We start from the raw sequence: 13914 nt of genomic DNA on the forward strand, positions 1-13914 counted from the left end.
TGCCAGAGGTCATCCGTCGCGTCATGTCGAATACGCCCAAGATCCTGTACACGCTCACCGATGAAGCCCCGTACCTGGCGACGCAGTCGCTGCTGCCGATCGTCTCCGCGTTCGCCGGCACCGCCGGCATCGCCGTGGAGACCCGCGACATTTCGCTGGCCGGCCGCCTGATTTCGCAGTTCCCCGAATACCTGCGCGAAGACCAGCGCATCGCCGACGACCTGGCCGAGCTGGGCCAGCTGGCGACCACGCCGGAAGCCAACATCATCAAGCTGCCCAACATCAGCGCCTCGGTGCCGCAACTCAAGGCCGCGATCAAGGAACTGCAGCAGCAGGGTTACGCGCTGCCGGACTATGTGGACGAGCCGAAGGACGAGAAGGAGAAGGAAGCAAAGGCGCGCTACGACAAGGTCAAGGGCAGCGCGGTCAATCCTGTGCTGCGCGAGGGCAATTCCGATCGCCGTGCGCCGGCCTCGGTGAAGAACTACGCGCGCAAGCACCCGCACCGCATGGGCGCGTGGAGCGCCGAGTCCAAGTCGCACGTGGCGCACATGGACGCCGGCGATTTCTACGGCAGCGAGCGCTCGGCGCTGATCGCGCAGGCCGGCAGCGTCAAGATCGAGCTGGTCGGCAAGGACGGCGCGGTGACCGTGCTGAAGGAAAAGACCGCGGTGCAGGCCGGCGAGCTGATCGACGCGGCGGTGATGAGCAAGCGCGCGCTGGCCGCCTTCGTGCAGGCGCAGATCGCCGATGCCAAGCAGCAGGGCGTGTTGTTCTCGCTGCACCTGAAGGCGACGATGATGAAGGTCTCCGACCCGATCATGTTCGGCGTGGTGGTCGAGGCGTTCTACCGCGACGTGCTGGACAAGCACGCCGCCACGCTCAAGCAGGTGGGCTTCGACGCCAACAACGGCATCGGCGACCTGTACGCGCGCATCGCCAGCCTGCCGGAGGCGCAGCGTGCGCCGATCGAGGCCGATCTGCAGGCGCTGTACGCGCAGCGTCCGGCGCTGGCGATGGTCAACTCCGACAAGGGCATCACCAACCTGCACGTGCCCAGCGACGTGATCGTCGATGCGTCGATGCCGTCGATGATCCGCGACTCCGGCAAGATGTGGAACGCCGAAGGCAAGCTGCAGGACACCAAGGCGGTGATTCCGGACCGCTGCTACGCCGGCGTGTACCAGGCGGTGATCGAGGACTGCAAGCTGCATGGCGCGTTCGATCCGGCGACCATGGGCAGCGTGCCCAACGTCGGCCTGATGGCGCAGAAGGCCGAGGAATACGGCTCGCACGACAAGACCTTCCAGATTCCGGTCGACGGCACCGTGCGCGTCACCGACGCCGGCGGCGCGGTGCTGCTGGAGCATGCGGTGGAAGCCGGCGACATCTGGCGCATGTGCCAGACCAAGGACGCGCCGATCCAGGACTGGGTCAAGCTGGCGGTCGAGCGCGCGCGCCTGAGCGCCACCCCGGCGGTGTTCTGGCTGGACCCGCAGCGCGCCCACGACGCGCTGATGATCCAGAAGGTGGAGCGCTACCTGCAGGATCACGATCTCAACGGCCTGGACATCCGCATCCTGCCGCCGGTGGAAGCCACCGCGTTCTCGCTGCAGCGCATCCGCAAGGGCGAGGACACCATCTCGGTCACCGGCAACGTGCTGCGCGACTACCTCACCGACCTGTTCCCGATCATGGAGCTGGGCACCAGCGCCAAGATGCTGTCGATCGTGCCGCTGATGGCCGGCGGCGGCCTGTTCGAAACCGGCGCCGGCGGCTCGGCGCCCAAGCACGTGCAGCAGTTCGTCGAAGAGAACTACCTGCGCTGGGATTCACTGGGCGAGTTCCTGGCCCTGGCCGCGTCGCTGGAGCACCTGGGCCAGCGCCACCACAACGCCGCCATCGGCGTGCTGGCGCGCACCCTGGACCAGGCCAACGGCCAGTTCCTGGACAACGACAAGTCGCCCTCGCGCAAGGTCGGCGGGCTGGACAACCGCGGCAGCCACTTCTACCTGGCCATGTACTGGGCGCAGGCGCTGGCCGCGCAGGACGAGGACGCCACGCTGAAGGCGCGCTTCGCCCCGCTGGCCAAGCAGCTGACCGAGCAGGAAGCGACCATCGTCGCCGAGCTCAACGGCGTGCAGGGCCAGCCGGTCGACATCCAGGGCTACTACCGCCCGAACCTGGACCTGGTGAGCAAGGCGATGCGGCCGAGCAAGACCCTCAACGACGCCCTGGCGACGTTGAACGCCTGATCGCACGAGCTGGATGTATGCAAGGGCCGCCCCTCGGGGCGGCCCTTTGCGTTTCCGGCGCAGGAAACGGCCCGTAGAAGCGGCTTCAGCCGCGACAGGGCGTTCCCGGCACGGCCGGTCGCGGCTGAAGCCGCTTCTACGGCCGCCCTGCGTCCGGCTTGTCTTGGCGAAGCAGGTCGCTGGATGTGCTCACGAGGCGGAGCGTGGCAGGGTGCCTGGCGCCCGCCTGACGCCGCCACCTGGGTACACTGCGGGCATGCCCTCCACGCCGCTGCCGCTGCCGTCCGAACGCCGTGCCCTGGTCATCGGCCGCATCGTCTTCGAGGCGTTCGAGGACTACCACGCGCGTTTCGCGCAGATTTCCGCGCGCGCCCGCCAGCGCTTCGAGGCGCGCGACTGGAGCGCCGCGCGCGAGGATGCGATCGAACGCATCGCCCTGTACGACCAGTGCATCGCCGAATGCATGCTGCGCCTGCGCGCCGTGCTCCTGGGCCAAGCGCACGACCGCGCGCTGTGGATCCGCGCACGCGACCATTACGCCGAGCTGATCGCCGCGCTGATCGACCAGGAGCTGTACAAGACCTTCTACAACACCCTGACCCGGCGCTTCTTCCGCACCCAGGGCGTGGATGCGCAGATCGAATTCGTGGCGCTGGACATCGAACCCACCGACGCCATCACCCATCCGGTGGCCCGGCACAACTACGTGGTGTCCGAGGCGCGGCCGGTGGACGCGTTCGTGCGCGTACTCGGCGACTACCGGTTCGACGTGCCGTACGCACACCGCACGCGCTGCGCGGCGGCCATCGCGGTGCGGCTGCAGGACGATCTGACCCACTGGGGCGAGAACCCGGTGCGCGGCATCGAGCTGCTGGAGACGGTGTTCTACCGCGAGCGCCGCGCCTACCTGATCGGCCGCGTGTTCGGCGAGCACCGCTTCTCGCCCTGCGTGATCGCCCTGGTCAACGACGAGCAAGGCCTGCGCGCCGAAGCGGTGCTGACCAAGCGCAACGACGTGGCGCAACTGTTCGGCATTTCGCGCAGCTATTTCCAGGCCGACCTGGCCACCGTCGGCGATGCGGTGGTGTTCCTGCGCAGCCTGCTGCCGCACAAGCCGATCGACGAGCTGTACACCATGCTCGGCCGCGCCAAGCAGGGCAAGACCGAGCGCTTCCGTACCTTCTTCCGGCATTTCCAGGCGCATCCCAACGAACAACTGGTGCATGCCGAGGGCACGCCCGGCATGGTCATGGCGGTGTTCACCCTGCCCAGCTATCCGCTGGTGTTCAAGCTGATCCGCGACCGCTTCGCCTATCCGAAGACGATGAGCCGCGAGGAGGTCGAAGAGAAGTACGCGCTGGTGTTCAACCTCGATCGCGTCGGCCGCCTGCTCGACGCGCAGCCGTACCGCTCGCTGCGCTTCCCGCGCGCACGCTTCGCGCCGGCGCTGCTGCAGGAGCTGATGGACGGCTGCGCGCGCAGCCTGCGCGAGGATGGCGACGACCTGATCGTCGAGCTGTGCTACGTGCAGCGGCGCCTGCGCCCGTTGAACCTGTACCTGCGCGAGCAGGGCGCCGAGGCCGTGCGCGAGGCCGCGCTGGACTACGCGCAGGCGATCAAGGACATGGCCCGCAACAACATCTTCCCCGGCGACATGCTGCTGAAGAACTTCGGCGTGTCGCGGCAGGGTCGGGCGGTGTTCTACGACTACGACGAGCTGTGCCTGGTCACCGACTGCACCTTCCGCGACTGGCCGCAGCCGCGCAACGAGGAGGAGGCGATGTCCGCCGAACCCTGGTTCCACGTCGCCCCGCGCGACGTGTTCCCGGAGCGCTTCGCGCTGTTCATGGGCCTGCCCGCGGCCTCGCTGGAGGCGGTGCGCCACGCCCACGGCGAACTGTTCGATCCGCAGTGGTGGCGTGACCTGCAGGCGCGACTGCGCGAGGACGACTATCCGGACGCGCCGCCCTACCCGGACGCGCTGCGCCTGGCCTGAGTTGCCGGCGGGCGGCCAGTGCGTTGTAATCGGCGCCTCATCTCAGGCAAAGGAATGCGCGATGCACCGTCGATCCCTCCGTTCGTGGTGGCGCTGGAGCGCCGTACTCTCGCTGCTGCTGGCGTTTGCCGCCGTCGCCGCCGACGGGGTCGGCCCCGGCGCGGTGCGCAAGCAGATCGAAAGCAGCATGCTGGTGAGCGGCACCATCGACATCGAGCCCAGCGGCACGGTGTCGGCGCTGGCGCTGGACCAGAAGGAGCGCCTGCCCAAGGGTGTGGTCGACTTCGTCCGCAACAGCGTGATGCAGTGGAAGTTCGAGCCGGGCATGCGCGATGGCAAGCCGGTGCCGGCGCGCGCGCCGATGACCCTGCGACTGGTCGCCAAGCGCCTGCAGGGCGATGACTATCAGATCGAGATCCGCAGCGCCGACTTCACCCGCTACGATCCGAGCGATCGCAGCGTGGTGACCGCCATTCAGATGAAGCCGCCGGCCTATCCGCAAGCGGCCTACAGCGTCGGTGCCGCGGGGTCGGCGTACCTGGTGCTCAAGGTGGGCCGCGATGGCCGCGTCGCCGATGCCGTGGTCGAGCAGGTCAATCTGCGCGTGGTGGCATCCGAGCAGCAGATGCAGCAACTGCGCGACGTGCTGGGCAAGAGCGCGCTAGGCGCGGCGCGCAAGTGGACCTTCCGCCCGCCGAGCGAAGGCAAGCACGTGGATGCGCCGTACTGGAACGTGCGCGTGCCGGTCGATTACGCGCTGCTCGACCAGCCCCGCCAGAATGCGTCGTCGGCTTATGGCCGCTGGATGAGCTACGTGCCCGGCCCGCGCCAGCGCGCGCCGTGGAGCACCGACGAGGAGGCTGCCGGTTTCTCGCCGGATCTGCTGCCGGCCGGCGGCGTGTACATGGCCGGCAACGGCGGCCCGCGCCTGCTGACGCCGCTGCAGGGCGGCTGAGCGGCGACGATGTTCGCCTGGTCTTACGGCCGGGCTGCCCCGCGCTGGCTACCCGCCGACGTTAGCGCGAGGCGCGACGATCGCCGTCGCGGCGCCGGGTCGAGGCGACCAGCACCGCCAGCAACAGCGCGGCCAGCAGCAGCGACGCGCCGACCGTGCCCAGGTCTAGTCCGCCTTTGCCGGCCGGCTTGCTCAGCAGGTCGCCGAGGGTCGCGCCGAACGGGCGGGTCAGCACGAACGCCGCCCAGAACAGCGCCGTGCGCGAGATCCGGGTGAACGCGTACGCCAGTGCGATCGCCGCCAGCAGCGCCGCGATCAGCAGCGCGCCGCCGGCGAAGCCCAGCCCCGAATTGTCGGCCAGGTAATCGCCCAGCGCAGTGCCCAGCGTGTTGGAGACCAGGATCGCCAGCCAGTAGAAGACCTCGGCGCGGCCGCTGCCGATCCGCTCGACCGACAGGCTGCGTTCGCACAGCCACCAGGTCGCCAGCACCGCGGCCAGCAGGCTCACCAGCAGCAGCGCGCCCTGCGCGTAGCCCAGGCCCAGGCTGCGGTCCATGTAGTCCGACAGCGTGGTGCCGGCGGTGCTGGTGGTCAGGATCACCCACCAGTACCGCCACGGCTGGAACCGGCGCGCACGCAATTGCGCCCACAGCGAGACCAGGAAGACCCCGAGCAGCAGCACGCTGCTCAGCGCATAGCCCACGTCCAGGGTCATCGACAGCAGATCGCCGCCGGTCTCGCCCAGGGTGGTGGCGCAGATCTTCATCACCCAGAAGCCGAGGGTGACCGGGGCGACCTTGCTGATGGCGGAGTTGGCGGTGGCGGGCATGGCGGCGGACGCGGCGGGGCGAATGCCGCCCATCTCACCCGCGCCCGCGTCGAAAGACCGTCGGACCCTGCGCCAGCAAGACACTGGGCAGCGCCGCGCCGCCGCCACAAACGCGAACGCCCCGCCGAAGCGGGGCGTTGCGGTCGAACCTGCGCCGGACTCAGCGCTTCATCGAACCGAAGAACTCGTCGTTGGACTTGGTGTTCTTCATCTTGTCCAGCAGGAATTCCATCGCCGCGATCTCGTCCATCGGATGCAGCAGCTTGCGCAGGATCCAGATCTTCTGCAGCAGTTCCGGCTCGATCAGCAGGTCCTCGCGGCGGGTGCCGGAGCGGTTGATGTCGATGGCCGGGTACACGCGCTTCTCGGCGATGCGGCGGTTCAGGTGCACTTCGCTGTTGCCGGTGCCCTTGAACTCTTCGTAGATCACCTCGTCCATCTTGCTGCCGGTCTCGACCAGCGCGGTGGCGATGATGGTCAGCGAGCCGCCTTCCTCGACGTTGCGCGCCGCGCCGAAGAAGCGCTTCGGGCGGTGCAGGGCGTTGGCGTCGACGCCGCCGCTGAGCACCTTGCCGGAGGACGGCACCACGTTGTTGTAGGCGCGGGCCAGGCGGGTGATCGAGTCGAGCAGGATCACCACGTCCTTCTTGTGTTCGACCAGGCGCTTGGCGCGCTCGATCACCATTTCGGCGACCTGCACGTGGCGCGCGGCCGGCTCGTCGAAGGTCGAGGAGATGACCTCGCCGCGCACGGTGCGCTGCATTTCGGTCACTTCTTCCGGGCGCTCGTCGATCAGCAGCACGATCAGGTGCACGTCCGGATGGTTGGTGGTGATCGCCGTGGCCACCTGCTGCATCAGCATGGTCTTGCCGGCCTTGGGCGGGGACACGATCAGCGCACGTTGACCCTTGCCCTGCGGCGCCATCAGGTCGAGGATGCGGCCGGAGATGTCTTCCGAGGAACCGTTGCCGCGCTCCAGGGTGAAGCGCTTGCGCGGGAACAGCGCGGTCAGGTTCTCGAACAGGACCTTGTTCTTGCTCGCTTCCAGCGGCTCGCCGTTGATGGTGTCGACGATCGACAGCGCGAAGTAGCGCTCGCCGTCCTTCGGGAAGCGGATGCGGCCGGACAGGTGGTCGCCGGTGCGCAGGTTGAAGCGGCGGATCTGGCTGGGCGAGATGTAGGTGTCGTCCGGGCCGGCCAGGTAGCTGGCCTCGGCCGCGCGCAGGAAGCCGAAGCCGTCCGGCAGGATTTCCAGCACGCCGTCGGCGGCGACGCCTTCGCCGTGGCGGGTCAGCACCTTCAGCAGGGCGAAGATCACGTCCTGCTTGCGCGCGCGGGCCACGCCGTCCTGGATGTTGAGCTGCTCGGCGATGTCCAGCAGCTTCTGCGCCGGCATCTTCTTCAGGTCGCTCAGCGAGTAGATCGGGAAACCTTCCGGCACGCTGGCGTGCGGGCGCGGGATGAACGGCTCGTTGCCGCCGTTGTCGCTGGGCAGGCCGTTGTCCTGGAAGCGGTCGCCGCCGCGCTGGTTGCGGTCGCGGTCGCGGCGATTGCGGAAGCGATCGCGGCGGTTGCCCTGCTGGTTGTTCTGGTTGTTCTGGTTCTGATTGTTGAAGCGGTTGTTGTTGCCGCCGTCGCGCGGCTCACGGCCTTCGCGCGGCTCGCCGCCTTCGGACGCCTGGCCGCTGCCGCCCTGGTGGGCCGGCGCGTCGCCGCCGTGGCTCTGGTTGCCGCTCGCGGCCGGGGCCGACTCCGGGGCCGCGGCGCGCGGCGCCTCGGTCTGGACGGGCGCAGGCGCGGGATTCAGCGGCAAGGTCGGCTGCGCCGGCGCGCCGTGCTCGGCGGCGCCTTCCGCGCCGCTCGCGGCCTTGCTGACGCGCGGCTTGCGCACGCGCTTCTCGGCGGGGGCGTCGGCGCTCCCGGGTTCGGACATGGTGTGATCGGACAAGTGGTGTTCCTCGCTAAGAGTGCGAGCGCCCAGCGTGGGGGCATACGGGGTTGGGAGGAGGTCTGGGAGAGAATCTTCCAGAGGGGGTGCGGTGTGCGAATGCCACCGGATGCATCGACACTATCACCGCCACGCAAGCACGGCAAGCAGGCGTTTGCGGGCGATTCAGCCGCCGGCGATGCAGCGCCGGCGGGACTGCCGCGGCGCCGCTCCGGTTGCGGAGCGGTGCCGGCAGCGGGCGTCAGGCGGCGCTGCTGCCCAGGGTCTTGTCGATCATCTGGGTCAGCTGGCCCTTGCCGACCGCGCCGATCTGGGTGGCCTGGATCTGGCCGTTCTTGAACAGCAGCAGCATCGGGATCGAGCGCACGTGGTACTTGATCGCGGTGGCGCGGTTCTCGTCCACGTTGACCTTGGCGACCTTGAGGCGGCCGTCGTAGGCGTCGGCGAGGTCGTCCAGCACCGGCGCGATCATCTTGCACGGGCCGCACCATTCGGCCCAGAAGTCCACCAGGACCGGCTCGTCGGACTGCAGCACCGTGGCATCGAAATCGGCGTCGCCGACGTAAAGGACCTTGTCGCTCACTTTGGGGGTTCTCCTGGGCCAATGCGACTGGCCGGACCGGGTGGCCGCCGCATTGCGGTAAACTGGGGCATTGCGCGGCGATCTCAAGGGATTCCCCCTGTCGCGCGACCCGGCATGGAAGACGCCAGTGTGCGACGCTGCCGGGACCGATGCAAGCCGCGACCTTACGCTTCGGGCGGGGTGGCCTCACGAAGATGGAATGATGAGCGACAAACCGCTGACCGATGTGACTTTTTCCGCGTTCGAACTGCAGCCCGCGCTGCTCGCAGGCCTCGAAAGCGCCGGCTTCACCCGCTGCACCCCGATCCAGGCGCTGACCCTGCCGGTGGCCCTTCCCGGCCGCGACGTGGCCGGCCAGGCCCAGACCGGTACCGGCAAGACCCTGGCGTTCCTGGTGGCGGTGATGAACCGCCTGCTCAGCCGCCCGGCGCTGGCCGACCGCAAGCCGGAGGATCCGCGCGCGCTGATCCTGGCACCGACCCGCGAACTGGCGATCCAGATCCACAAGGATGCGGTCAAGTTCGGCTCCGAGCTGGGCCTGCGCTTCGCCCTGGTCTACGGCGGCGTGGACTACGACAAGCAGCGCGAACTGCTGCAGCAGGGCGTGGACGTGATCATCGCCACCCCCGGCCGCCTGATCGACTACGTCAAGCAGCACAAGGTGGTGTCGCTGCACGCCTGCGAGATCTGCGTGCTCGACGAAGCCGACCGCATGTTCGACCTGGGCTTCATCAAGGACATCCGCTTCCTGCTGCGGCGCATGCCCGAGCGCGGCACCCGGCAGACCCTGCTGTTCTCGGCCACCCTCAGCCACCGCGTGCTGGAGCTGGCCTACGAGCACATGAACGAGCCGGAAAAGCTCGTGGTCGAGACCGAAAGCATCACCGCCGCGCGCGTGCGTCAGCGCATCTACTTCCCCTCCGACGAGGAGAAGCTGACCCTGCTGCTGGGCCTGCTGTCGCGCAGCGAGGGCGCGCGCACCATGGTGTTCGTCAACACCAAGGCCTTCGTCGAGCGCGTGGCGCGCGCGCTGGAGCGCAACGGCTACCGGGTCGGCGTGCTGTCCGGCGACGTGCCGCAGAAGAAGCGCGAGACCCTGCTCAACCGCTTCCAGAAGGGCCAGTTGGAGATCCTGGTGGCCACCGACGTGGCTGCGCGCGGCCTGCACATCGACGGGGTCAAGTACGTCTACAACTACGACCTGCCGTTCGACGCCGAGGACTACGTGCACCGCATCGGCCGCACCGCGCGGCTGGGCGAGGAAGGCGACGCGATCAGCTTCGCCTGCGAGCGCTACGCGATGAGCCTGCCGGACATCGAGGCCTATATCGAGCAGAAGATCCCGGTCGAGCCGGTCACCGCCGAGCTGCTGGTGGCGCTGCCGCGCACCCCGCGTGCGCCGGTGGAGGGCGAGGCCGCCGAGGCCGATGGCGAGGAGAGCATCGGCGAGATCTTCCGCGAGGCCCGCGCCCAGCGCGAGGCCGACGAGCAGCGGCGTGGCGGCGGTCGCGGCAAGCCCGGCGGCGGCCGCAGCGGCCCGGGCGGCCGTGGCGAGTCGCGCAGCGCCGACGGCAAGCCGCGGCGTCCGCGCACGCCGCGTCCGGCCGATGCCGCTCCCGCGGACGGTAGCGCGCCGGCCGCCGCCGCACCGGCGCCCGCGCCCAAGCCGCCGCGCGCTGCGCCGGCCGACGGCGCGGTGCCTGCGGTCGAAGGCGAGCGTCCGCCGCGCAAGCGCCGTCGCCGTCGCGGCGGGCGCCCGCTGGAAGGCGCCGAGGGCGCACCGGCCGGCAACGGCAGCGCCGCGCCGGCGACCGCGGCCCCGGCCAAGCCGGTGCAGGTCGTGGCCACGCCGGTCAAGGCCGCGCGCCAGGCCGAGCGTGGTGCGGCGACCAACGATTCGTTCCTGACCCGCCTGGGTCGCAAGCTGCGCTCGCTGGTGTCCAGCTCCTGATCCGGGCCATCCGTCCGCCGCGCGCGACGCGCGCGGTGGACGAACACCCCAGCCGCTCCGGCATAATCGCCGGATGAGCGTTCTGCGGTTCGACAATGTCAGCAAACAGTACGCCGGCGGCCACGCGGCGCTGGTGGACGTCAGCTTCGAGGTCGAGGAGGGCGAGATGCTGTTCGTCACCGGCCATTCCGGTGCCGGCAAGAGCACCCTGCTCAAGCTGATCCACCTGAGCGAGCGGCCCTCGCGCGGCGCCGTGCTGTTCGGCGAGCGCAACCTGCTGAAGGTGCGCGGTCGCCGCGTGCCGCTGCACCGGCGCGAGGTCGGCGCGGTCTACCAGGACCACCGCCTGCTCACCGACCGCAGCATCGCCGAGAACGTGGCGCTGCCGCTGATCCTGCGCGGTACCCGCCGTGCCGAGATCGGCAAGCGCGTGCGCTCGGTGCTCGAACGCATGGGCCTGGGTCACCGCGAGAAGGCATTGCCCTCGCAGCTGTCGGCCGGCGAGCAGCAGCGCGTCGGCATCGCCCGGGCGATGGTCGGCGAGCCGCGGCTGCTGGTCGCCGACGAGCCCACCGGCAACCTCGACCCGACCCTGGCCGCGGAAATCATGCAACTGTTCGCCGAACTGCCGGCGCGCGGCACCAGCGTGCTGGTGGTCAGCCACGACCTGGCCCTGCTCAAGCAGATGCGCAAGCGCGTGCTGATCCTGGACCACGGCCGCCTGATCGACGACATCTCGCCGCAGGACCTGGCCGAATGAGCGCGCGCAACGCCGGCGCCGCGGCGCCCTCGCGGCTGGGCGTGTGGTGGGACCACCACCTGCACAGCATCGTCTACAGCCTCGGTCGCGCCATGCGCAAGCCGTGGGCGACGCTGCTGACCATGGCGGTGATGACGCTGGCGCTGACCCTGCCGCTGGGCCTGTCGATCGCCCTGGACAACCTCAAGCAGTTCGCCGGCAGCGTGCAGCAGTCGCGCGACATCAACGTGTTCCTGAAGACCGACGTCGACGCCGCCGCGGCGCAGACGCTGGCGCAGACCCTGCGCGGCCGTGGCGACGTGGCCGCGGTGACGCTGCGCACGCCGGCCGAGGGCATGGCCGAGCTGCGCGACAGCGCCGGCCTCGGCGAGGCCCTGGACGCGCTGCAGGACAACCCGCTGCCGACGCTGCTGATCGTCACCCCGGCCGCGGCCGACGACACCCCGCTGGCGACGGCGCTGACCGCACTGCCGCAGGCCGACCTGGTCCAGCACGACGCGTTGTGGCGCAAGCGCCTGGACGGCTGGCTGCATTTCGGCGAACGCCTGGTGCAGGTGCTGTCGCTGCTGCTCGGCGCCGGTGCGGTGCTGGTGGTCGGCAACACCGTGCGTCTGGACATCCAGTCGCGGCGCGAGGAAATCGGCGTGCTGCAACTGCTCGGCGCCAGCGACGGCTTCATCCGCCGCCCGTTCCTGTACCTGGGCGCCTGGTATGGTTTCGGCGCCGGGGTGCTGGCGCTGGGCCTGCTCGCGGCCTCCGGCATGGCCCTGGGCCAGCCGCTGGCGGCGCTGGCCGACAGCTACGGCAGCCACTTCGTGCTGCACGGGCTGGACGCGCTGCACGCCGGCTTCGTGCTGCTCGGCACCCTGCTGCTGGGCTGGCTCGGCGCCTGGCTGGTGACCGGCCACTTCCTGCGCCAGACGCGGCCCACCGACACCTGAGGCGCACATGGCCGGGCACGAGCTCAAGCATCTGATCAGCGCCGCCCCCCGGGTGATGGTGGTCGATGGCTCGAAGCTGGTGCGCAAGCTGATCGCCGACGTGCTGCATCGCGAACTGCCCGACGTGACCGTGGTCGGCTGCGCCAGCATCGCCGAGGCGCGCGCCGCGCTGGAGGCCGGTCCGGTCGACCTGGTCACCACCTCGCTGGGGCTGCCCGACGGCGACGGCCTGACCCTGGCCCGCAGCGTGCGCGAAGCCGCCGGCCAGGCCTACGTGCCGGTGATCGTGGTCTCCGGCGACGCCCAGCAGCACCTGGTCGAGCGCCGCTTCACCGAGTACGTCACCGACTACTTCGACAAGGCGCTGGGCCACGAGGCGCTGGCCACCTTCATCCGCGGCTACGTACAGCCGCAGCCGGTGGCCGGCGCCACCGTCCTCTACGTCGAGGACAGCCGGGTGGTGGCCGAAGCCACCAAACGCATGCTCGAGCGCCAGCAACTGCACGTGGTGCACGTGCTCAGCGCCGAGGACGCGTTCGCGCTGCTCACCGCCGAGTCGCTGGGCCGCACCACCCGCCGCATCGACCTGGTGCTGACCGACGTCACCCTGAAGGGCGAGCTCAACGGCCGCGACGTGGTCCAGCGCATCCGCGTCGACTTCGCCTACGGCAAGCGGCGCATGCCGGTGCTGGTGATGACCGGCGACAGCAACCCGCACACCCAGTCCGAGCTGCTGCGCGCCGGCGCTAACGACCTGGTGCAGAAGCCGATCGAAGAGCGCCTGCTGGTCACCAAGGTGCTGTTCCAGTTGCGCCTGGCGCGGCTCGACGAGATCGCGGTGACCTTCTGACGTGATGTCCCGAGCCTGGAAGCGATGAGCAACAACGAAGACGAAAACCGGATCCAGCTGGAGCCGTCGTGGAAGGCGCAGGTCGGCGACTGGCTGCTGCGCCCGGAGATGCGCGAGCTGGCCGCCTTCCTGCGCCAGCGCAAGGCCGCCGGCGCGCGGGTGTTCCCGCCGGGGCGGCAGATCTTCGCCGCCTTCGACGCCACCCCGTTCGAGCGGGTGGAGGTGGTGATCCTCGGTCAGGACCCGTACCACGGCTATGGTCAGGCGCACGGGCTGTGCTTCTCGGTGCTGCCGGGGGTGCCGGTGCCGCCGTCGCTGCTGAACATCTACAAGGAGATCGAGGACGACTTGGGCATCCGCCGGCCCGACCACGGCTGTCTGCTGCCGTGGGCGCAGCGCGGCGTGCTGCTGCTCAACGCAGTGCTGACGGTGGAGGAAGGCCGCGCCGGCGCGCACCAGGGCAAGGGTTGGGAAGGCTTCACCGACCACGTCGTGGAGACCCTCAACCGCGAGCGCGAGGGTCTGGTGTTCCTGCTGTGGGGCAGCTATGCCCAGGCCAAGGGCAAGGTCATCGACACCGGCCGTCACCGCGTGCTCAAGGCGCCGCACCCCTCGCCGCTGTCGGCGCACCGCGGCTTCCTCGGCTGCAAGCATTTCTCCGCCGCCAATGAGTACTTGAAGCGCCGGGGCGCAGCCCCCATCGACTGGAGTCTGCCGCCGCGCGCGGAGCTGGAAGCGGCGCTGCGCGGCGCCTGAACCCCGGTTGGACAGGGCGCGGCGTCTACCGGATGTGGACGCCGTTTTCGCGAACTGGATGGTAGGTTGGTGGTCAGAAGATGGAAGCTG

Annotated in this window: 11 protein-coding genes; 8 read left to right on the plus strand and 3 right to left on the minus strand. The window is 69.7% G+C overall.

Annotated elements, in window-relative coordinates:
• The first annotated feature begins 23 nt into the window (after positions 1 to 23).
• From PG878_RS03285 to PG878_RS03295, 3 genes are all read left to right on the plus strand, one after another.
• Positions 24 to 2255 carry an NADP-dependent isocitrate dehydrogenase gene (locus PG878_RS03285; RefSeq protein ID WP_209032194.1) on the plus strand — a complete coding sequence of 744 codons (2232 nt, stop codon included), beginning with the start codon at positions 24 to 26 and terminating at the stop codon, positions 2253 to 2255.
• Positions 2256 to 2511: 256 nt separating this feature from the next.
• Complete coding sequence (gene aceK / locus PG878_RS03290; RefSeq protein WP_209032193.1) at positions 2512 to 4251, plus strand: bifunctional isocitrate dehydrogenase kinase/phosphatase; 1740 nt, start codon at positions 2512 to 2514, stop codon at positions 4249 to 4251.
• Positions 4252 to 4312: 61 nt separating this feature from the next.
• A complete protein-coding gene (locus PG878_RS03295; RefSeq protein WP_209032192.1) occupies positions 4313 to 5206 on the plus strand; it encodes an energy transducer TonB in 894 nt (297 codons plus the stop codon).
• Between the two features lie 61 nt (positions 5207 to 5267).
• Here PG878_RS03295 and PG878_RS03300 read toward each other — a convergent pair whose 3' ends face one another.
• The 3 genes from PG878_RS03300 to trxA all read right to left on the minus strand — a co-directional run bounded on the left by PG878_RS03300 (position 5268) and on the right by trxA (position 8566).
• Positions 5268 to 6068, minus strand: coding sequence for a COG4705 family protein (locus tag PG878_RS03300; RefSeq protein ID WP_209032191.1), 801 nt, complete (start codon positions 6066 to 6068; stop codon positions 5268 to 5270).
• Between the two features lie 127 nt (positions 6069 to 6195).
• Positions 6196 to 7983, minus strand: coding sequence for a transcription termination factor Rho (rho, locus tag PG878_RS03305; RefSeq protein ID WP_209032190.1), 1788 nt, complete (start codon positions 7981 to 7983; stop codon positions 6196 to 6198).
• 241 nt (positions 7984 to 8224) lie between these two features.
• The gene (trxA, locus tag PG878_RS03310) at positions 8225 to 8566 is read right to left on the minus strand and encodes a thioredoxin TrxA (protein WP_010341563.1); all 342 of its coding nucleotides are present in this window, start codon (positions 8564 to 8566) and stop codon (positions 8225 to 8227) included.
• Positions 8567 to 8768: 202 nt separating this feature from the next.
• Between trxA and rhlB the strand changes: the two genes are divergently transcribed.
• The 5 genes from rhlB (at position 8769) to ung (ending at position 13824) form a co-directional block, all read left to right on the plus strand.
• On the plus strand, positions 8769 to 10517 hold the full coding sequence (rhlB, locus tag PG878_RS03315; RefSeq protein WP_209032189.1) for an ATP-dependent RNA helicase RhlB: 1749 nt from the start codon (positions 8769 to 8771) through the stop codon (positions 10515 to 10517).
• 73 nt (positions 10518 to 10590) lie between these two features.
• Complete coding sequence (gene ftsE, locus PG878_RS03320; protein ID WP_017909423.1) at positions 10591 to 11277, plus strand: cell division ATP-binding protein FtsE; 687 nt, start codon at positions 10591 to 10593, stop codon at positions 11275 to 11277.
• Positions 11274 to 12218, plus strand: coding sequence for a permease-like cell division protein FtsX (gene ftsX, locus PG878_RS03325; protein ID WP_209032188.1), 945 nt, complete (start codon positions 11274 to 11276; stop codon positions 12216 to 12218). Before ftsE ends, ftsX begins: the two co-directional genes overlap by 4 nt.
• Positions 12219 to 12225: 7 nt before the next feature.
• A complete protein-coding gene (locus PG878_RS03330; RefSeq protein WP_017909425.1) occupies positions 12226 to 13068 on the plus strand; it encodes a response regulator in 843 nt (280 codons plus the stop codon).
• 24 nt (positions 13069 to 13092) lie between these two features.
• Positions 13093 to 13824 carry a uracil-DNA glycosylase gene (gene ung / locus PG878_RS03335; RefSeq protein ID WP_209032187.1) on the plus strand — a complete coding sequence of 244 codons (732 nt, stop codon included), beginning with the start codon at positions 13093 to 13095 and terminating at the stop codon, positions 13822 to 13824.
• Positions 13825 to 13914: the final 90 nt, after the last annotated feature.

It is taken from the genome of Xanthomonas hawaiiensis (genome assembly GCF_031834635.1).
Classification (GTDB): domain Bacteria; phylum Pseudomonadota; class Gammaproteobacteria; order Xanthomonadales; family Xanthomonadaceae; genus Xanthomonas_A; species Xanthomonas_A sacchari.

Bases quoted from the DNA above. Each gene is read 5' to 3' on its own strand.
- PG878_RS03285 (WP_209032194.1), top strand. From the start codon at position 24: ATGTCGAATACGCCCAAGATCCTGTACACGCTCACCGATGAAGCCCCG.
- aceK (WP_209032193.1), top strand. From the start codon at position 2,512: ATGCCCTCCACGCCGCTGCCGCTGCCGTCCGAACGCCGTGCCCTGGTC.
- PG878_RS03295 (WP_209032192.1), top strand. From the start codon at position 4,313: ATGCACCGTCGATCCCTCCGTTCGTGGTGGCGCTGGAGCGCCGTACTC.
- PG878_RS03300 (WP_209032191.1), bottom strand. From the start codon at position 6,068: ATGGGCGGCATTCGCCCCGCCGCGTCCGCCGCCATGCCCGCCACCGCC.
- rhlB (WP_209032189.1), top strand. From the start codon at position 8,769: ATGAGCGACAAACCGCTGACCGATGTGACTTTTTCCGCGTTCGAACTG.
- ftsE (WP_017909423.1), top strand. From the start codon at position 10,591: ATGAGCGTTCTGCGGTTCGACAATGTCAGCAAACAGTACGCCGGCGGC.
- ftsX (WP_209032188.1), top strand. From the start codon at position 11,274: ATGAGCGCGCGCAACGCCGGCGCCGCGGCGCCCTCGCGGCTGGGCGTG.
- PG878_RS03330 (WP_017909425.1), top strand. From the start codon at position 12,226: ATGGCCGGGCACGAGCTCAAGCATCTGATCAGCGCCGCCCCCCGGGTG.
- ung (WP_209032187.1), top strand. From the start codon at position 13,093: ATGAGCAACAACGAAGACGAAAACCGGATCCAGCTGGAGCCGTCGTGG.